Raw genomic sequence first — 16,898 nt, forward strand, 5'->3', positions numbered from 1 at the left:
TCACAATACTCGGGCGGACCTCCACTTCCAGGCCGAGCCACGCCCTCGGGGTAGGCTGTTCCCGTCCCCGCCGTCGGAGCGGGGCCCGCGCCTGTGGCACAAGAGACGGCGTGGATCCGTGAACGTGGCGATCTCACCGGTCGCCGGACAGGCATCTGAACATTGACAACTTTCGCTGATCTCGGAATCGATCAGGACATCGTCGACGCACTCGCCGCCAAGGGCATCGTCGACGCCTTCCCCATCCAGGAGCAGACCATCCCGCTGGGACTGCCCGGACAGGACATCATCGGCCAGGCGAAGACCGGCACCGGCAAGACCTTCGGCTTCGGCATCCCGGTCGTGCAGCGGCTCGGCCAGAACCCCGAGCCCGGAGTCAAGGCACTCATCGTCGTCCCGACCCGCGAGCTCGCGGTGCAGGTGTACGAGGACATCGATCTGCTCACGAGCAACCGCTCCACGAGCGTCGTCGCGATTTACGGCGGCAAGGCGTACGAGGGGCAGATCGACCAGCTCAAGGCCGGCGCGCAGATCGTCGTCGGCACCCCCGGTCGTCTGATCGACCTGGCCGGCCAGCGTCTGCTCGACCTGTCGAACGCGACCGAGGTCGTCCTCGACGAGGCGGACAAGATGCTCGACCTCGGCTTCCTCGCCGACATCGAGAAGATCTTCCAGAAGGTCCCGGCGGTGCGGCACACGCAGCTATTCTCGGCGACCATGCCCGGCCCGATCGTCGCGCTCGCGCGCCGCTTCATGTCGAACCCGATCCACATCCGTGCGAACGACCCCGACGAGGGCCTGACGCAGGCGAACATCAAGCACCTCGTCTACCGTGCGCACTCGCTCGACAAGGACGAGGTCATCGCGCGCATCCTCCAGGCCGAGGGCCGCGGCAAGACCGTGATCTTCACGCGCACCAAGCGCGCGGCGCAGCGCCTCGTCGACGAGCTGGGCGACCGCGGCTTCAACGTCGGCGGCGTGCACGGCGACATGGGCCAGGATCAGCGCGAGCGCTCGATGGCGGCGTTCAAGGCCGGCAAGAAGGACGTGCTGGTCGCGACCGACGTCGCCGCCCGCGGCATCGACGTCGACGACGTCACCCACGTCATCAACCACACGATCCCCGACGAGGAGAAGACCTACCTCCACCGCGCCGGTCGCACGGGACGAGCCGGCAAGACCGGCATCGCGGTCACGTTCGTCGACTGGGAGGACCTGCACAAGTGGGCCCTCATCAACCGCGCGCTGGAGTTCGGCCAGCCCGAGCCGCTGGAGACCTACTCCTCGAGCCCGCACCTGTACGAGGATCTCGACATCCCCGCCGGCACCAAGGGCCGTCTCGTCACGGCGCCGAAGGCCGAGAAGCCCGCCCGCCAGCCGCGCCCCGAGCGCGCGGCGGACGCGGCGGCCGAGGGCACCGCGGAGGGCGGCACGCGCCGTCGTCGCCGTCGTCGCGGAGGGGCGAGCTCGGTGGGCTCGACGTTCGCCGAGGGCGCGAACGCCTCGTCATCCGGCGACGGACAGTCTGCTCCCTCCGCCGACCGCAGCGCGGAGGGCGCCGGCACGCACGACGGCGCCGGCAAGGAGCATCACGACGGCAAGCCGGCTCCCGCGCGTCGCCGTCGCCGCCGTCGCGGCGGCTCGGGCGCAGCCGGGACCACACCGGTTGCCGGGGCCTGATCGCCCGGGACCAGGACGTCCGAGGGGGCGGATGCTGCAGCGGCGGCATCCGCCCCCTCCGTCGTCTCGGCCGCCCGCCTCGGAAGCGGCGGACGCGGCGGGTAGACCCACGTGACCATCACGACCGAGATGATCATGAGCAGGAACCATGAGCTGAGCTTGCTGAGCGACACCGGCTGCCACGCGATCACCTGATCGGGATAAGCCCAGGCACCCGCCCACGTGCCGATGTTCTCGGCGAGGTAGATGAACACCGCCACGCCCGCGAACACCGCGAGCAGCGGAAGCCGGATGGTCCGTCGCCACACGCGCGCGTGCATGATCGTCGGGGCCCACAGCAGCACGACGGCGGCGAGCAGCACCCAGCGCGCATCCCACCACCAGTGATGCGTGAAGAAATTGAGGTAGATCGCGGCGGCCAGCACGGTCGTCGCCCACCGCCACGGGTAGCGGGTGAACCCCAGGTCGAACAGCCGGTGCACGCGCACCATGTAGGAGCCGACCGCCGCGTACATGAAGCCGCTGAACAGCGGGACGCCGCCGATGCGGAGGATGCCGTCGGCGGCATACGCCCACGATCCGACGTCGGTCTTGAACAGCTCCATGGCCGTCCCGGTGAGATGGAAGAGCACGATGACCCACAGCTCGCGACCCGATTCGAGGCGGAACACGAGCATCGCCACCTGGATCAGCACGGCGGTGATCGTCAGGGCATCGTTGCGCGCGAGCGCCGCGTCGTCGGGATACCACAGCCGCGCCGCGACGATCGCGAGGAGCAGCGCTGCGCCGAACACGCAGGCCCATGCCTGCTTGAGCACGAAGACCGCGAACTCGACGAGACCGGCCCGGAGACCCCCCGCGGGAGCATCGCGCAGCACACGGTGGGCGATCGCGTCGATGCGTCGTTCGAGGGGTGTTGCTCTCTGCATGCTCGGAACAGTATCGACGCTCCTCGACAGTTCGCCGTGTGTTGCGGTGCTCCGTCGCGATCGCGTCAGGGGTAGCGCGGCTCGCTTCCCGTCGCCCGCTCGATGAGCCGCGCCACCATGTGCTCGTCCGTCGTGTTCTCCCCCGGCAGGTTCGGCTTGCCGCTTCCGTGGTAGTCGCTCGACCCCGTCACGATGAGGTCGTGGTCGGCGGCGATACGACGCAGCGTCCGCTTGCCCGACTCGGTGTTCTCGCGGTGATCGATCTCGAAGCCGCCAAGTCCCTCCGCGATCAGTCGCTCGATGAACGGGATCGGCATCATGCGGTCGCGACCGCTCGTCACGGGATGCGCGATGATCGCCACTCCCCCGGCATCCGTGATCAATCGCACCGCCGTGAGCGGGTCGGGCGCGTAGTGCGGCTCGTAGTAGCCCTCGCGCGGATGCAGGATGCCGTCGAACGCCTCGGTGCGGTCGCGCACGATGCCCCGCGCCACGAGCGCGTCGGCGATGTGCGGCCTGCCCACGGTCGCATCCGGGGTCGTCTGGGCGAGCACGTCGTCCCAGTGCAGGTCGTAGTCGCGGCCGATGTTCCGGACGATGCGCTCGGCGCGACCGATCCGATCGCCCCGGATCCGCTGCGTCTCGGCGACGAGACCCGGGTGCGCAGGGTCGAAGAGGTAGCCCAGTACGTGCACGCTGCGCCACTCGTGCTTCGCCGACAGCTCCATACCGGGAAGGAACGTCAGGCCGCGGCTCACGGCCTCCTCGCCGGCGGCGTCCCATCCGGTCGTGCGGTCGTGGTCCGTGAGGGCGAGCGTGCGCACCCCATGAGCCTGGGCCTGGCGCACGACCTCGCGCGGCGACTCCGTACCGTCCGAGTGGTTGGAGTGCAGGTGCAGGTCAGCGGGACCCGCGAATCGGTGCGAGCGAACGACGGCCATCCTCCGAGAGTACCGAGCGCGGCCGGTCCGAGACGCGCCCGGACACGGCAGGGTGTTCCCAGCGAGTCCTCCTAGGCTGGAGGGGATGCTGAGACTTCTGGGGATCCTGTTCACCGTGCTGCTCGCGATCGGGACGGCGATCGTGGTGTGGCCGCAGTTCTTCCACCTCGAGCAGACCTACCCCTTCGCACAGACCGTCGCGGCACGCGGCATCGTCCTGGCGGCATTCCTCGGCATCGCCGTGCTAGCACTGCTCCTGACGATCGCGCGCCCGCTGCGCGGCTTCGCCGCCTCCGTGCTCATCGTGGCGCTGCTCGGGGCCGGAGCGACCGGCGTGGTCGGGATGACGAGGGGGTTCGGGGCCGCCGGGCTCCCCGCCGCGACCGATGCCAGCATCCGCGTCCTCACCTGGAACACCGCAGGAGACGCGGTCACCGCCGAGCAGATCGCCCGTGAGGTGCTCGACCAGGGCGCCGACATCGTGGCGCTCCCGGAGACGACCGAGGCCGTCGGCGAGCAGGTCGCCGTCATGCTGCGCGATCAGGGACGCCCGATGTGGGTGCACCATGTGCAGTTCAAGCCCGATGTGGTCGACGGCCCGAAGTCCTGGTTCACGACCGTGCTGGTGTCGCCGGAGCTCGGCGAGTACTCGGTCATCGAGTCCTCGGAGGACGGCACGAGCAACACCGGCTCGGTACCGAGTGCCGTGCTCATGCCGGTCGGCGGCAACGGGAACGCACCGACGATCGTCGCCGTGCACGCCGTGGCCCCGCGCATGGAGGAGATGGAGGGTTGGCGCAGCGACCTCCGCTGGATCGCCGACCAGTGCCCTGAGGGCAACTTCGTGCTCGCCGGCGACTTCAACGCGACCGTCGACCACATGGCGGGACTCGGAGTCGACGGCGGGGACATGGGGTACTGCCGAGACGTCGCCACACGAACCGGCAACGGTCTGAGCGGCACGTGGCCGAGCTCGCTGCCCGCGCTGCTCGGCGCGCCGATCGACCACGTCATGGCCTCACCGAACTGGACCCCGACGGGCTCCGAGGTGATCGACCACGCGAGCGGCAGCGACCACCGGGCGCTCGTGGTGCAGCTGGAGCCTGCGGGCTGAGCCGCTCCGGCGCGGCATCCCGCTTCCCCGTCTCAGGTGACAGACTGGAGGGATGAGCACCGCAGAACGCGACACGATCGCTGAACCCGCCGTCGAGACCGCCGCGGAGAAGCCGGCCGAGACCGGCACGACGAACCGCAAGCAGCCGTTCCCCCGCGGCTTCCTCGACACGATCTCCACCGGCTGGGCGGAGCGCCCCGAGACCCTCCCCTCGCCCCGCGCGCAGGCCCCGTACGCCGCGACCCGTCGTGCGGCCGTGTCCGCCGCCTTCCCCGGACTGCGCCTGGTGCTCCCCGCAGGCTCGCTCAAGCAGCGCAGCAACGACACCGACTACCCGTTCCGCGCGCACTCCGCGTTCGCCCACCTGACCGGCTGGGCCGCCGACAGCGAGCCCGACTCGATCCTCGTGTTCGAGCCGACCGACGACGGCCACGACGTGACCCTGTTCTTCCGTGAGCGCGCCGACCGCACGACCACGGAGTTCTACGCTGACGCGACGGTCGGCGAGTTCTGGATCGGCCCGCGCCCCTCGCTCGCGGGCGTCGCCGCCGACCTCGGCATCGCGACCGCGCACCTCGACGACTTCGCCCCCGTGGACGGCGAGCTGGTGCTCGAGGAGTCCGAGGACCTCACGCGCTTCGTGTCCGAGCTGCGGCTCGTCAAGGACGAGTACGAGATCGCCGAGATGCGCCGCGCGGTCGACATCACCGCCCAGGGCTTCGACGACATCATCCGCGCCCTGCCCGACGCGGTCTCGCACGCCCGCGGCGAGCGCGTCGTGGAGGGCGTCTTCCACCGCCGCGCCCGCGAGGACGGCAACGGCGAGGGGTACGACACGATCGCGGCCTCCGGTCCGCACGCCTGCTACCTGCACTGGACGCGCAACGACGGCACCGTGGTCCCGGGCGACCTGATCCTCGTGGATGCGGGCGTGGAGGCAGACAGCCTGTACACGGCCGACATCACCCGCACGCTCCCCGTCTCTGGTTCGTTCACCGAGGTGCAGCGCCGTGTGTACGAGACCGTGCGCGAGGCCGCGGACGCCGCGTTCGCGGCCGCGCGCGTGGGCGTGCGCTTCCGCGAGGTGCACGAGGCCGCCATGAAGGTCATCGCCGCCCGCACCGCCGAATGGGGTCTGCTCCCCGTGACGGCCGAGGAGGCGCTCGACGCGGATGCCGGCGGGCAGCACCGTCGCTACATGGTGCACGGCACCTCGCACCACCTGGGCATCGACGTGCACGACTGCGCGCAGGCGCGCCGGGAGATGTACTACGACGGGATCCTCGCCCCGGGCATGGTGTTCACGATCGAGCCGGGCCTGTACTTCCAGATCGACGACGTGACGGTTCCGGCCGAGTACCGCGGCATCGGCGTGCGCATCGAGGACGACATCCTCATGACGGAGGACGGCCCGGTGAACCTCTCGGCGGACATCCCCCGCACCGCCGACGAGATCGAGGCGTGGATCGCCCGAGTGCAGGGCTGAGCGCCGCACGTGCGTGACGGCGAGCTCGGGGTCACCGACGAGGTCGCGGCGCGGCTGATCGCGCAGCGTTTCCCCGAGCTCGCCGGCCTGCCGCTGCGTCGGCTGCGGACCGCGGCGACGGTGAACACGATCGTCCGCATCGGCGACGATCACGTGGCGCGCTTCCCCCTCGTGGGCGAGTCGGAGCAGCGGCTGCGCGCCGAGGCCGCGGCCATGGTCGAGTTCGCCGATGCCTCGCCGGTCGTTGCGCCCGTTCCCGCGGGGGTGGGCGCGGCGTCGGAGGACTTCGACTCCGCGTGGTCGGTGCAGACGTGGGTCGCGGGCGATCCGGTCGGACCCGTCACGCACGAGTCCTCCGACGACTTCGCTCGCGATGTGGTCGGTGTGGTTTCCGCTCTTCGCGCGGTGCCGCGGCGCGGCCGGGTCTTCGACGGGCGCGGGCGCGGAGGTCGGCTGCGCGACCACGACGACTGGGTGGAGCACTGCCTGGGTCAGAGCACGCGACTGGTGGACGTCGGTCGGGTGAGGCGACTGTGGCGTGCGCTGCGCGATCTGCCGACGGCCGGACCCGATGTCATGAGCCACCTCGACCTCACGCCGTTCAACCTGCTCTCCGCGGGTGATCGCCTGGCGGGGGTACTGGACACCGGCGGTTTCGGCCCTGCGGATCCGGCACTCGACCTCGTCGCCGCCTGGCACCTGTTCGACGCCGACCGCCGCGACATCGTCCGTGACGGCCTGGGAGCGGATGCCGTCGCCTGGCGCCGCGGAGCCGCCTGGGCGCTGCAGCAGGCGATGGGGCTCGTCTGGTACTACGTGGAGAGCAACCCGACGATGAGCGGACTAGGCCTCTCGACCGTGGGGCGCCTGCTGTCGGACGAGGAGCTGGCGGCACTCCGGTGACCGTCAATCGTCGGTCTCGGCGGCGATCTCGACCTTGAACCCCTGGGCGTTCTCGAGCCAGCCCGCGTAGTGGTCGGGCCCTCCCGCGTGCGGATAGCGGTCGTGGTAGAGCGGGTTCCAGCCGTGCTCGGGCGCCTCGCCCATCAGCGCGTCGACCTCGCCGGGCGTCCCACCCCAGAATGCGAGATGGTTCAGGCCGGAACGACGCCGGTCGTGCTCGGGCGCTGCGAGGTTGGGCGAGGTCGTCAGCGTCAGGTAGGTCGTCCCCGCCTCCCACGTCCGCCCCTCCGACCACTGCCCGGTCTGCTCCAGTCCGAGCCTCTCGAGCAGCCAGTTCCACGAGCGCGCCGCCTCCTCGATGTCGGGCACCCAGATCTCGACGTGGTGCAGGCCCTTCACGACGGGAGTCCTCGATGAACAGCGGCAGGGGCGAGGATCGGGGCACCGGGTTCGAGGTTCACCCCGCCATGCTGTCAAGCCTGTGCGAACGTAGCAATATATGGCGCGAGCGAGGCGCCGATCTGCTCTGCCGGGCGCTTGCGTCCCTTGACCTCGAACGTGTGGCCGCCGCCGTCGATCCACACGACGCGCGCATCCTGGCAGGTCTGCACGACGGCCTCGAACTGGTCGACGGGCTGGATGAACGGATCGTTCGAACCCTCCACGAACAGCTGCGGCACGGAGATCGCCGGCAGGTGCTCGGCGCGGGGCTTCTCGGGACGACCCGGCGGGTGCAGCGGATACCCGAGGTACGCGAGGCCGTCGACGGCGAGCCCCTCGGCCACCGCCATCGACGCCATGCGCCCTCCGTACGACTTGCCCGTCGCCCAGATGCGCGAGTTCGGTGCCTGCTCACGCGCGAAGGTCACGACCGCGTTCCAGGTCGCCACGGCATGAGTGGCGGGCCCCGGCATCCGGCGACCCTGTTCGACGTACGGGAAGTTGAACCGCAACGTCGCGAAGCCGAGTTCTCCGAGGGCTTCCGCGAATCCGGTCAGGAACGGATGGTCCTTGCCCGTGCCGGCCCCGTGGGCGATCACCACGACGTCATCGCGCGTGCCGTCGCTCCAGTCCGCGGACACCGTCACGGAGCCGGTGGACAGCTGGACCGGGATCGAGGGCATCAGCGGCGCAGGAACGGGATAGCGAATGGGATCCGCATCACCTTGCCGGCGGAGGCTCGCACCATGCCCACGATCACGAGCACGACGTGCAGCACCGACAGCGCGAAGTAGATCGTGATGATCGTGCCGAACGGGAAGAAGCCCTCGATCGGCCCGCGTGCGGAGAGGGCGAAGAGCAGCACGAAATGGCTGATCACGAGCACGGTCGACACGAGGAGATATGTGAGGCCCCAGTTCAGCGCGACACGCGCGTTCTCGGCGGCCACACCGCCCGATCGGCGCGAAGCTCCCCCGCTCACCGCCATCGCGATGCCGGAGGCGAGACCCCCGACGAACGGGAAGGGGACGAGGATGAGCAGCCCGAGCGCCCACGGCAGGAGTCCGCGCGGAGGAGGTGCCGCAGGGTAGACGCCAGCGGGGTACCCGGGAGCGGGCGCCGCGTACCCGGGAGCCTGGGCCGCGTGCGTCGGGGGCTGCGTCGGCTGTCCCGGTGCCTGCGCCGGGAATCCGGGAGCCGCGGGCGGTGCGACCTGCCCCGGCACGACGGGCGGGGCAGGCGGCGCCGGCGGTTGCGGGACCGCGGACGCCGTCTCGGGTCGGATCGGCTCGTCGGCGCTCATCAGGCTCCTTCGGCGGGTTTCGGTCCGGCGGCCGGTCCGCTGCCCGGCTCCTGCTCGGGCGTCGTCTCCGGGTCGGCGGGGCGCGGGGGGATCGGCGCCTCTGCACCCTCCGGAGGGGCCGTGACCGCGGGCGGTTTCTGATCGGCGGGAGCCGGCGGCTGCGCCTGCCCCTCCCCGCTTCCGGGCGTGATGCGCTCGCCGTACCGCGGCGGCTCGTCGAGGTTCACGGGCGGACGCACCGTGGCCGGGCGGACCGCTCCGAGGACCTGGCGCGCCTTCGCGAGCGATGCGGCCTGCACGCGCACCTCGTAGTGGTCCGCGGCGAACTGCGTGACACTCGCGAAGTCGCGCCGACGACGGACGATCGCGTAGGTCACGAGGCTGAGGATCATGCCGAGCGCGACGCCGATGAAGACGAAGCCGACGAACATCTGGATCGGCACCTCGGGGTTGCCGATCACGAGGATCGCGGCGAGGAAGAGTCCGATGAGCACGCCGTTGATGGCGCCGGATCGCGCGGCGGCGGCGTAGCCGAGTCGACCGGTGATGCGCTCGACCGTGCGCACGCTCTGCCCGACGATCGTGATGTCGCGCGCGGGCACCTCCTGGGCGATGAGCTTCGACACCGTCTTCTGGGCGCCCTCGTAATCGCGCGTCGAGGCGACGATCTCCCCTTCGTCGCGGCTGTCGGCGGGACGGTTCAGCATGCTCATCCCGCCATTGTTCCATGCCTCCCCCTGATCGGCCCGGGAGCGGCCGGATCGGAGGCGGATGCCGCGTCGCACGCACGACCGGCGGACTACGCTGGACGGGTGAGCACACAACGGGTATTCGCCGCGCGCCTGGCAGGCTGCGCCGTCTTCGACCCCGTGGGCGACCGGCTCGGCAAGGTCCGTGACGTCGTCATCGTGTACCGAAGTACCGCGGCCCCGCGCGTCATCGGCCTCGTCGTCGAGATCCCCGGGCGCCGCCAGGTGTTCCTGTCGATCGGACGCGTGACCTCGATCCGCTCCGGCCAGGTGATCAGCACCGGACTCATCAACGTGCGCCGCTTCTCCCCCAGGGCGGGCGAGGTGCGAGTGCTCGCCGAACTGCTCGGGCGTCGGGTGAGCCTGGTCGACGGCAGCGGTGACGCGGTCATCGAGGACGTCGCGATCGAGCCGAACCGGCTCGGGGAATGGGCGATCAGCCAGCTCTTCCTGCGCCGCCCGAAGACGAGCGCCTCGCCGTTCGCGAAGGGATCGACCACATTCGCGGCTTGGAGCGAGGTCGCCGAGGAGCGCGCGCCCGGCGAGGCGCAGTCGGCCGAGCAGCTCGTCGCCTCCTATTCGGAGCTGCACGCCGCAGACCTCGCCAACACGCTCCTCGATCTGCCGCAGCAGCGCATGATCGAGGTGGCGGAGGAGCTCTCCGACGATCGTCTCGCCGACGCTCTCGAAGAGATGCCCGAGGACGAGCAGGTGCACATCCTCGACCGCCTCGGCGACGAGCGCGCCGCGGACATCCTCGACCAGATGGAACCCGACGACGCGGCCGACCTGCTCGCCCAGCTCCCGCCGAACCGTCTGGAGCAGCTCCTCGAGCTCATGGAGCCCGAGGAGGCGGAGGACGTGCGGATGCTGCTCCGCTACGGCCCCGACACGGCCGGCGGTCTCATGACGCCGGAGCCGATCATCCTGTCCGCCGACGCCACGGTCGCCGAGGCGCTCGCACTGATCCGCCGGCACGAGCTGCACCCGGCCCTCGCTGCCGCCGTCTTCGTGACCCTGCCGCCCTTCGAGACGCCCACGGGGCGCCTGCTCGGCATGGTGCACTTCCAGCGGATGCTGCGCTACCCGCCGCACGAGCGCCTGGGCGCGATCGTCGACGACAGCCTCGAGCCCGTGCCCGTCACGGCCTCGGCCGCCGAGGTCGCGCGCATGCTGGCGAGCTACGATCTCGTGTCGCTGCCGGTGATCGACACGGCGCATCGCCTGGTCGGCGCGATCAGCATCGACGACGTGCTCGACTACCTGCTGCCCGACGACTGGCGCACGCACGACAGCGACGAGCCCGTGCAGGCCACGGCTCCGGGTGCGGCCACCGCCCGCGCACAGAGCGCTCCCACCCCGCGGAAGGAGGTCGGATGATGGCCCGCTCGCCTCGCCTCGACGCTCCCGGCCGCGGATCCTCCAGGCCCCGGGCGACGTCCCGCGACCGGTTCGGCCGCTTCACCGAGTGGGTCGCCCGCGCCATGGGGACGCCCGCGTTCCTCGTGATCCTCAGCCTGTTCTGCATCCTGTGGATCGGATGGAACACCCTGATGCCCGACCGCCTGCGCTTCGACGACGCCGCTCTGGGTTTCACGGCGCTCACGCTCATGCTGTCGTTGCAGGCGTCGTACGCCGCACCGCTGATCCTCCTCGCCCAGAACCGGCAGGACGACCGCGACCGGGTGCAGATCGAGCAGGACCGTCAGCGCGCCGAGCGCAACCTCGCCGACACCGAGTACCTCGCGCGTGAGATCGTGGCGCTGCGCATGTCGCTCGAGGAGCGCAACTCCCAGGTCGTCACGCGTGACGTGCTGCGCCAGGAGCTCAAGGCGCTGCTGGCCGAGCTCGGCGACTCCGACGACCAGTCGGGGACGCACACGGGTCAGCACGTCGACGAGCGCCGGTCGAGCGGTCGCTCGACGCCATGAGCTCCGCGGATTCCGTCCGTGCGGCGGTGGCGGCGGTCTCGGACCCCGAGCTCCGGCGTCCGATCGGCGACCTCGACATGGTGCGCGAGATCTCGGTGGAGGGATCGCGCGCGCACGTCGCGATCGTCCTGACGATCGTCGGATGCCCGGCGGCGCAGCGCATCGAGTCCGACGTGCGCGCGGCCGCGTCGTCCGTGCCGGGCGTCGAGGAGGTCGAGGTCGAGGTCGGGGTCATGACTCCCGCGGAGCGCAAGGCACTCACCGACAAGCTCCGCGACGGCCGTGCGCCACGGCAGATGCCCTTCGGCCCCGATTCGCTGACCCGGGTGATCCTCGTCTCCAGCGGCAAGGGCGGAGTCGGCAAGTCCACGGTCACAGCGAACCTCGCCGTCGCCCTCGCCGAGCAGGGCCTCGCGGTCGGTCTGGTCGACGCCGACGTGCACGGTTTCTCGATCCCCGGCCTGCTCGGCATCCCCGCCGGCACCCAGCCCACACGGATCGACGACCTCATGCTCCCGCCCGTCGCGCACGGGGTGAAGACCATCTCGATCGGCATGTTCCTGCGCGTCGGGGAGGCCGTGGTCGCGTGGCGCGGTCCGATGCTGCACCGCACCGTGCAGCAGTTCCTGACCGACGTGTTCTTCGGCGACCTCGACGTGCTGCTGATCGACATGCCGCCGGGCACCGGCGACATCGCGATCTCGATCGGACAGATCCTGCCGCACGCCGAGGTCCTCGTCGTCACCACACCGCAGGCGGCGGCGTCCGACGTGGCGATCCGCAGCGGCCTCGTCGCGCGGCAGACCGGACAGAGGGTGATCGGCGTGGTCGAGAACATGGGCCCCCTCACGCTGCCCGACGGCACCGTGGTCGACCTGTTCGGCTCGGGCGGAGGCACGGCCGTCGCGGACGCGCTGTCCGATACCGAGGACGTCCCACTGCTCGCGAGCATCCCGCTCAGTCCGGGTCTCCGCGCGGGCGGCGACGCGGGAGCGCCCATCGTGCTCGCGGATCCGACGGATGCCGCCGCCGCGGCGATCCGCGATCTCGCACGCTCGCTGTCGCGCCGGGGGCGCGGCCTGTCCGGGCGCCCGCTGCCCATGTCCCTCGGCTGAGAGGATCCCATGACCATCACGATCGATGAGGGCCTCCTACGCCGCATGGCGCGCGACGCGGCCGTCTACGGGTTGACCCGTCCGTGGGCCATCGTGATGTGGGTGGCGCTGGCTGCCGGCCTCGCCCTGAGCTTCCTGACGCTCGGCACCGGTGCAGCCGATGACGCCAACTCAGCGGCGTGGCTGCCCCTCGCCACGCTCGGATTGGGCGTCGTCGCGGTGCTCGCGACCGTGTCGAGCGCCCGTCGCGCCGTGCGCACGGCGACTCCGCCGGGGACGGTGGTCTGGGCCCGGCTCGAGCCGGACACCCTGCAGATCGGTGCCGACCGCCGCGTGTCCGACATCCGCTACCGCGAGTTCGAGGGGATCCGGGTGGGCCGTGACGCCGTGATCCTGCGCATCCGCAACAGCACGGCGGTCACGGTCGTCCCCCGGGTGCTGCTGACGGACGACGACATCGCCCGGCTGAGGCTCAGCGTCGCCTGACCGAACCCGTCAGGTCGATTCCGGCCCGTCAGGTCGATTCCGGGTCGTACGGCGGTGGGTTGTCCCGAGAGAAGTCGGGGCGGACGACCCGCGAATCCGGCTTCACGACGGCTGGCTCCGCGACCACGGGCGTCGGTGTGGCGCGAGCCGGGGTGTTGTCGTCCTCGAACAGCGCGTCGCGGATGATGCGCCGCGGGTCGTACTGGCGGGGATCGAGGCGGCGCCAGTCGACGTCGTCGATCTCGGGCCCCATCTCGTCGCGCACACGACTCTTGGTGTCGCGAAGGAACTCGCCTGCTCGGCGCGCGAGCTTGGCGACGCTCTCGGCATAGCGCGGCAGCCGCTCCGGTCCGACGAGCAGCACAGCGATCAGACCGATCAGCAGCAGCTTCTCGAAGGTGATCCCGAACTGCATCTCCCCAGGCTACCGCCGCGCCTGCCCGCCCGTCGCACGCCGAGCGCATACCCTGGGAGAACAGACCCCTGAGGCAGGAGATCCACGCCATGAGCGAGAACGATGCGAACGCACGCTTCCTCCGTGAATCCATCGTCGAGCCGTCCTCGATCGCCCGTGCCCGCGCCCACGCCGTCGAGCTCGGAGCCGCGCCCCTCAGTGCCGCGCTCGGCTCGCAGATCGCCGTGCTCGCTGCGGCGACGGGCGCGCGTTCGATGGTCGAGATCGGCACGGGTGCCGGAGTCTCCGGGCTGTGGTTGCTGCGCGGCGCCCCTCAGGCCGTGCTGACCTCCATCGACAACGAGCCCGAGCATCTGGCGGCCGCCCGTCAGGCGTTCGCGGACGCCCGCATCCCGGCCACCAAGGCGCGCTTCATCACGGGCCGGGCATCGGATGTCCTCCCCCGCATGAACGAGGCCTCGTACGACATCGTGCTCGTCGACGCCGATCCCGAGAACGTCATCGAGTACGTCGAGCACGGTCTGCGTCTCGTGCGCACGGGCGGCATGGTCCTCGTCCCCCGCGTGCTGGCCGGCGGTCGCGTCGCCGATCCGGTGCAACGCGATGAGATCACCGCCGCATACCGCTCTCTCGTGCAGGAGACCCAGGAGTCGGCCGCTGTCCTCGCGACCGTCTCCCCCGCCGCCGAGGGGCTGCTCCAGCTCCTCAGCATCGGCACCGACTGACGCGATCCCAGGCGACGTGGATACGCGAAGAGGGCGACGGATCGCATCCGTCGCCCTCTTGCGGGTCCGCCTCAGAGCGGGCCAGAGTCGATCAGGCCGGCGCCACGACGGCCGCCAGCACGTCGTGGAGTTCCTTCGCCTCGGCGTCGTTCACGGAGACGACCAGACGGCCGCCGCCTTCGAGCGGGACGCGCACGATGATGAGTCGCCCTTCTTTCACGGCCTCCATGGGTCCGTCTCCGGTCCTCGGCTTCATCGCTGCCATCGTGGGCTCCTTTTCCTCCGGTGGTATGCGATCAGTTTATCGGGTGTCACTCGAACCTGAGCGTCGCCCGTGAAGAAATGCATCAAGGATTAACAATCACGGAACCTGCCAGAACGTGTTCCCGAGTGCGTAGACCTGGTAGATCCACACCCATTGGCCGAGGATGCAGACGGCCAGCACGCCGATGCGCCAGAGGCGCGAGCGCGGAACGGCGACCGCTCCCCAGAGCGGACTGAGCGGCAGCAGGAGACGGAAGGTGCTCGACTGCGGGAAGAAGACGGCGAGCAGGTACAGCAGGTAGCTCGCGCTCCACAGTCGCAGATCGGCGCCGAGCGCGCGCACCTGAGGGAGGAGCACTAGGGCCACTGCGACGGCCACCACCATCAGCGCGAGCGCCGCGGGGCCCCATTCCCCCGGCAGTCCCCACTGGGCGAACCAGAACGACGAGGACTGGATCCATCCTTCGAACGGGATGAACGTGTCCACACCGCCGGCGATCCAGTGCTGGCGCCAGGCCAGCTCGGTGGCGAGATACGCCCCGGGGTCTCCCGTCACGAGCGCGGCGATCCCCTGCCACGCGAAGCCGCAGGCCGTCGCGAGTGCGCCGAGCACGAGGATGTGCACGACCTCTCCGCGCGACAGCGGATCGTCGCGGCGATGCATGAGGCGCAGGATGCCGTGGAGCCCGAGGTACAGCGCGAACGCGAGGATCCCGGGGCGGGTGAACGCCATGACGGGGATCAGCAGGTACAGCCAGGCGTAGCGGCGCCGCACGGTGGCGTCGAGCGCGAGGAACAGCAGAAGCAGGAACAGCGTCTCCGCGTACCCGACCTGGAACATCGCCGCGAGCGGCCCGAAGGCGAAGAACGCCACCGACCACATCGCCGCCGAACGTCCGATGCGGTCCCGCAGCAGTCGATGCAGCGCGAGGCATGCGAGGTACCCGGCCCCGAAGGAGACGAGCAGTGCGCCCATGCCCCACGAGCCGAACACGAACCCGACGGCCTTCGCGGCGAACGCGAAGACCGGCATGAACGCCCACGCGTTCTCCGCGACGTCACCGGAGCCGGTGAGCGGCAGCTCCGAGGGATACCCGTTCTCGGCGACCAGCCAGTACCACTGCGCGTCCCAGCCGACGACGAAGTCGGCGAGTCCCGCGTCGGCTCCGAAGCGCGACAGCGAGGTCGACTGCACGGCGGCGACGATCATGAGAGCGGTGGTCACGAGACGTGCCGCGACGTAGACGATCGCGATCCGTCCTGGCAGTGGGATGCCGGCCCAGCGGCGCGCGGCGGTCAGCGCGAGCTGAGCCATGCACGCAGTCCTTGCTCGACGGCGTCGATCTGCGCGACGGGCACGCGCTCTTCATCGTGGTGCGCGAGGTGCGGGTCGCCCGGGCCGTAGTTCACGGCGGGGATGCCGAGCGCCGAGAAGCGCGCGACGTCGGTCCAGCCGTACTTCGGGCGAGGCTCGGCGCCGACCGCGGCGACGAACTCCTGGGCGATCGGGGCGTCGAGACCGGGACGGGCGCCCTCGGCGGCATCCGTGATCTCGACGTCGAAGCCGGCCAGGAGGTTGCGGATGTGTGCTTCGGCGTCCGCCGCGGTCTTGCTCGGCGCGAACCGGTAGTTGACCTCGATCTCGCAGGCGTCGGGGATCACGTTGCCGGCCACTCCGCCGGAGATGCGCACGGCGCTCATGCTCTCGCGGTACAGCAGACCCTCGACGGGCACCTCCCTCGCCCGGTACTCGGCCAGCCGGGCGAGGATCGGGGCGGCCCGGTGGATCGCGTTCTCCCCGATCCAGGCGCGGGCGGCATGTGCGCGCACGCCCGAGGTGCGGACGATCGCCCGCATGGTGCCGTTGCAGCCGCCCTCGACCTCACCGTTGGAAGGCTCGCCCAGGATCGCGAAGTCGGCCTGGAACAGGTCGGGGCGCACGGCGGCGAGCAGTGCGAGGCCGTTCTTGGACGCCTCGACCTCCTCGTTGTCGTACCACATCCAGGTGATGTCGACCGCGGGGTTGGTGAGCTCGGCCGCCAGCTTCAGCTGCACCGCGACGCCTGCTTTCATGTCGACAGTGCCGCGACCCCACAGGTACGGCTCTCCCTCGATCTCGACGTCACGGGTCGGGACGTTCCCGTTGATCGGGACCGTGTCGATGTGACCCGCGATCGCGACCCGCTGCGGCCGTCCGAGATCGGTGCGTGCGACGATCGTGTTGCCGTGCCTGATCACCTCGAGGTGGGGGTACGCCGACACCGCGTTCTCGATGAGGTCGGCGAGGGTCTTCTCGTCGCCGGACACGCTCGGGACGTCGCAGATCGCGCGGGTCAGATCGAGGGAGGACGCGGTCAGATCGAGCACCATCCCCCCAGCCTACTTACCGCGTCACGTGGACGTCATCGCCCGGGCG

At 70.7% G+C, this 16,898-nt stretch carries 19 protein-coding genes; 9 read left to right on the forward strand and 10 right to left on the reverse strand.

Annotated features, from left to right (window positions below):
* Positions 1-162 precede the first annotated feature (162 nt).
* Positions 163-1,680, forward strand: a complete 1,518-nt coding sequence (locus MRBLMX7_RS03980) for a DEAD/DEAH box helicase (RefSeq protein ID WP_363366299.1) — start codon at positions 163-165, stop codon at positions 1,678-1,680.
* Here MRBLMX7_RS03980 and MRBLMX7_RS03985 read toward each other — a convergent pair.
* Together MRBLMX7_RS03985 and MRBLMX7_RS03990 are read right to left on the reverse strand one after the other, a co-directional pair.
* Positions 1,590-2,609 (reverse strand): DUF817 domain-containing protein, encoded by a 1,020-nt coding sequence (locus MRBLMX7_RS03985; RefSeq protein WP_363366300.1) that lies wholly within the window; start codon positions 2,607-2,609, stop codon positions 1,590-1,592. The genes MRBLMX7_RS03980 and MRBLMX7_RS03985 overlap by 91 nt on opposite strands.
* Positions 2,610-2,674: 65 nt before the next feature.
* Complete coding sequence (locus tag MRBLMX7_RS03990; protein WP_363366301.1) at positions 2,675-3,550, reverse strand: PHP domain-containing protein; 876 nt, start codon at positions 3,548-3,550, stop codon at positions 2,675-2,677.
* An 85-nt stretch (positions 3,551-3,635) separates the two neighbouring features.
* Here MRBLMX7_RS03990 and MRBLMX7_RS03995 point away from each other — a divergent pair, with 85 nt between their 5' ends.
* From MRBLMX7_RS03995 to MRBLMX7_RS04005, 3 genes are read left to right on the forward strand one after another with little or no spacing between them, the layout of a single operon-like run.
* Complete coding sequence (locus MRBLMX7_RS03995; RefSeq protein WP_363366302.1) at positions 3,636-4,664, forward strand: endonuclease/exonuclease/phosphatase family protein; 1,029 nt, start codon at positions 3,636-3,638, stop codon at positions 4,662-4,664.
* 52 nt (positions 4,665-4,716) lie between these two features.
* Positions 4,717-6,150 carry an aminopeptidase P family protein gene (locus MRBLMX7_RS04000; protein WP_363366303.1) on the forward strand — a complete coding sequence of 478 codons (1,434 nt, stop codon included), beginning with the start codon at positions 4,717-4,719 and terminating at the stop codon, positions 6,148-6,150.
* A 9-nt stretch (positions 6,151-6,159) separates the two neighbouring features.
* Entirely contained in the window at positions 6,160-7,053 is an 894-nt protein-coding gene (locus tag MRBLMX7_RS04005; RefSeq protein WP_363366304.1) for a phosphotransferase, read from the forward strand.
* Between the two features lie 3 nt (positions 7,054-7,056).
* On the opposite strand, the gene MRBLMX7_RS04010 is transcribed toward MRBLMX7_RS04005, so the two are convergent.
* The 4 genes from MRBLMX7_RS04010 to MRBLMX7_RS04025 all read right to left on the reverse strand — a co-directional run bounded on the left by MRBLMX7_RS04010 (position 7,057) and on the right by MRBLMX7_RS04025 (position 9,510).
* The gene (locus MRBLMX7_RS04010; RefSeq protein WP_363366305.1) at positions 7,057-7,452 is read right to left on the reverse strand and encodes a VOC family protein; all 396 of its coding nucleotides are present in this window, start codon (positions 7,450-7,452) and stop codon (positions 7,057-7,059) included.
* 74 nt (positions 7,453-7,526) lie between these two features.
* Entirely contained in the window at positions 7,527-8,177 is a 651-nt protein-coding gene (locus tag MRBLMX7_RS04015) for an alpha/beta fold hydrolase (protein WP_363366306.1), read from the reverse strand.
* Positions 8,177-8,797 (reverse strand): DUF4870 domain-containing protein, encoded by a 621-nt coding sequence (locus tag MRBLMX7_RS04020; RefSeq protein ID WP_363366307.1) that lies wholly within the window; start codon positions 8,795-8,797, stop codon positions 8,177-8,179. Before MRBLMX7_RS04020 ends, MRBLMX7_RS04015 begins: the two co-directional genes overlap by 1 nt.
* Positions 8,797-9,510 carry a general stress protein gene (locus tag MRBLMX7_RS04025; RefSeq protein WP_363366308.1) on the reverse strand — a complete coding sequence of 238 codons (714 nt, stop codon included), beginning with the start codon at positions 9,508-9,510 and terminating at the stop codon, positions 8,797-8,799. The genes MRBLMX7_RS04020 and MRBLMX7_RS04025 overlap by 1 nt, the downstream gene beginning before the upstream one ends.
* A gap of 99 nt (positions 9,511-9,609) precedes the next feature.
* Between MRBLMX7_RS04025 and MRBLMX7_RS04030 the strand changes: the two genes are divergently transcribed.
* The 4 genes from MRBLMX7_RS04030 to MRBLMX7_RS04045 are packed head-to-tail and all read left to right on the forward strand — an operon-like array spanning position 9,610 to position 13,078.
* On the forward strand, positions 9,610-10,926 hold the full coding sequence (locus MRBLMX7_RS04030) for a magnesium transporter MgtE N-terminal domain-containing protein (protein ID WP_363366309.1): 1,317 nt from the start codon (positions 9,610-9,612) through the stop codon (positions 10,924-10,926).
* The gene (locus MRBLMX7_RS04035; protein ID WP_363366310.1) at positions 10,926-11,477 is read left to right on the forward strand and encodes a DUF1003 domain-containing protein; all 552 of its coding nucleotides are present in this window, start codon (positions 10,926-10,928) and stop codon (positions 11,475-11,477) included. Before MRBLMX7_RS04030 ends, MRBLMX7_RS04035 begins: the two co-directional genes overlap by 1 nt.
* Positions 11,474-12,592 (forward strand): Mrp/NBP35 family ATP-binding protein, encoded by a 1,119-nt coding sequence (locus MRBLMX7_RS04040; RefSeq protein ID WP_363366311.1) that lies wholly within the window; start codon positions 11,474-11,476, stop codon positions 12,590-12,592. Before MRBLMX7_RS04035 ends, MRBLMX7_RS04040 begins: the two co-directional genes overlap by 4 nt.
* 9 nt (positions 12,593-12,601) lie before the next feature.
* Positions 12,602-13,078 carry a YcxB family protein gene (locus MRBLMX7_RS04045; protein ID WP_363366312.1) on the forward strand — a complete coding sequence of 159 codons (477 nt, stop codon included), beginning with the start codon at positions 12,602-12,604 and terminating at the stop codon, positions 13,076-13,078.
* 28 nt (positions 13,079-13,106) lie between these two features.
* On the opposite strand, the gene MRBLMX7_RS04050 is transcribed toward MRBLMX7_RS04045, so the two are convergent.
* Positions 13,107-13,493 (reverse strand): twin-arginine translocase TatA/TatE family subunit, encoded by a 387-nt coding sequence (locus MRBLMX7_RS04050; RefSeq protein WP_050721424.1) that lies wholly within the window; start codon positions 13,491-13,493, stop codon positions 13,107-13,109.
* Positions 13,494-13,582: 89 nt separating this feature from the next.
* Between MRBLMX7_RS04050 and MRBLMX7_RS04055 the strand changes: the two genes are divergently transcribed.
* Positions 13,583-14,218, forward strand: coding sequence for an O-methyltransferase (locus MRBLMX7_RS04055; protein ID WP_050721425.1), 636 nt, complete (start codon positions 13,583-13,585; stop codon positions 14,216-14,218).
* Between the two features lie 91 nt (positions 14,219-14,309).
* Here MRBLMX7_RS04055 and MRBLMX7_RS04060 read toward each other — a convergent pair whose 3' ends face one another.
* From MRBLMX7_RS04060 to dapE, 3 genes are all read right to left on the reverse strand, one after another.
* Complete coding sequence (locus MRBLMX7_RS04060; protein WP_017203323.1) at positions 14,310-14,483, reverse strand: DUF3117 domain-containing protein; 174 nt, start codon at positions 14,481-14,483, stop codon at positions 14,310-14,312.
* Between the two features lie 96 nt (positions 14,484-14,579).
* Positions 14,580-15,797, reverse strand: coding sequence for a hypothetical protein (locus MRBLMX7_RS04065; protein ID WP_363366313.1), 1,218 nt, complete (start codon positions 15,795-15,797; stop codon positions 14,580-14,582).
* Positions 15,779-16,852 (reverse strand): succinyl-diaminopimelate desuccinylase, encoded by a 1,074-nt coding sequence (gene dapE / locus MRBLMX7_RS04070; protein ID WP_363366314.1) that lies wholly within the window; start codon positions 16,850-16,852, stop codon positions 15,779-15,781. The genes MRBLMX7_RS04065 and dapE overlap by 19 nt, the downstream gene beginning before the upstream one ends.
* Between the last annotated feature and the right edge of the window lie 46 nt (positions 16,853-16,898).

It is taken from the genome of Microbacterium sp. LMX7-1.2 (genome assembly GCF_040675935.1).
Taxonomy (GTDB): Bacteria; Actinomycetota; Actinomycetes; order Actinomycetales; family Microbacteriaceae; genus Microbacterium.

Coding starts and splice junctions, on each gene's coding strand:
- MRBLMX7_RS03990 (WP_363366301.1), bottom strand. CDS start 3,550: ATGGCCGTCGTTCGCTCGCACCGATTCGCGGGTCCCGCTGACCTGCAC.
- MRBLMX7_RS04015 (WP_363366306.1), bottom strand. CDS start 8,177: ATGCCCTCGATCCCGGTCCAGCTGTCCACCGGCTCCGTGACGGTGTCC.
- MRBLMX7_RS04040 (WP_363366311.1), top strand. CDS start 11,474: ATGAGCTCCGCGGATTCCGTCCGTGCGGCGGTGGCGGCGGTCTCGGAC.
- MRBLMX7_RS04065 (WP_363366313.1), bottom strand. CDS start 15,797: ATGGCTCAGCTCGCGCTGACCGCCGCGCGCCGCTGGGCCGGCATCCCA.
- MRBLMX7_RS04020 (WP_363366307.1), bottom strand. CDS start 8,797: ATGAGCGCCGACGAGCCGATCCGACCCGAGACGGCGTCCGCGGTCCCG.
- MRBLMX7_RS03985 (WP_363366300.1), bottom strand. CDS start 2,609: ATGCAGAGAGCAACACCCCTCGAACGACGCATCGACGCGATCGCCCAC.
- MRBLMX7_RS04000 (WP_363366303.1), top strand. CDS start 4,717: ATGAGCACCGCAGAACGCGACACGATCGCTGAACCCGCCGTCGAGACC.
- dapE (WP_363366314.1), bottom strand. CDS start 16,852: ATGGTGCTCGATCTGACCGCGTCCTCCCTCGATCTGACCCGCGCGATC.
- MRBLMX7_RS04055 (WP_050721425.1), top strand. CDS start 13,583: ATGAGCGAGAACGATGCGAACGCACGCTTCCTCCGTGAATCCATCGTC.
- MRBLMX7_RS04025 (WP_363366308.1), bottom strand. CDS start 9,510: ATGAGCATGCTGAACCGTCCCGCCGACAGCCGCGACGAAGGGGAGATC.
- MRBLMX7_RS04060 (WP_017203323.1), bottom strand. CDS start 14,483: ATGGCAGCGATGAAGCCGAGGACCGGAGACGGACCCATGGAGGCCGTG.
- MRBLMX7_RS04045 (WP_363366312.1), top strand. CDS start 12,602: ATGACCATCACGATCGATGAGGGCCTCCTACGCCGCATGGCGCGCGAC.
- MRBLMX7_RS04035 (WP_363366310.1), top strand. CDS start 10,926: ATGGCCCGCTCGCCTCGCCTCGACGCTCCCGGCCGCGGATCCTCCAGG.
- MRBLMX7_RS04050 (WP_050721424.1), bottom strand. CDS start 13,493: ATGCAGTTCGGGATCACCTTCGAGAAGCTGCTGCTGATCGGTCTGATC.
- MRBLMX7_RS03995 (WP_363366302.1), top strand. CDS start 3,636: ATGCTGAGACTTCTGGGGATCCTGTTCACCGTGCTGCTCGCGATCGGG.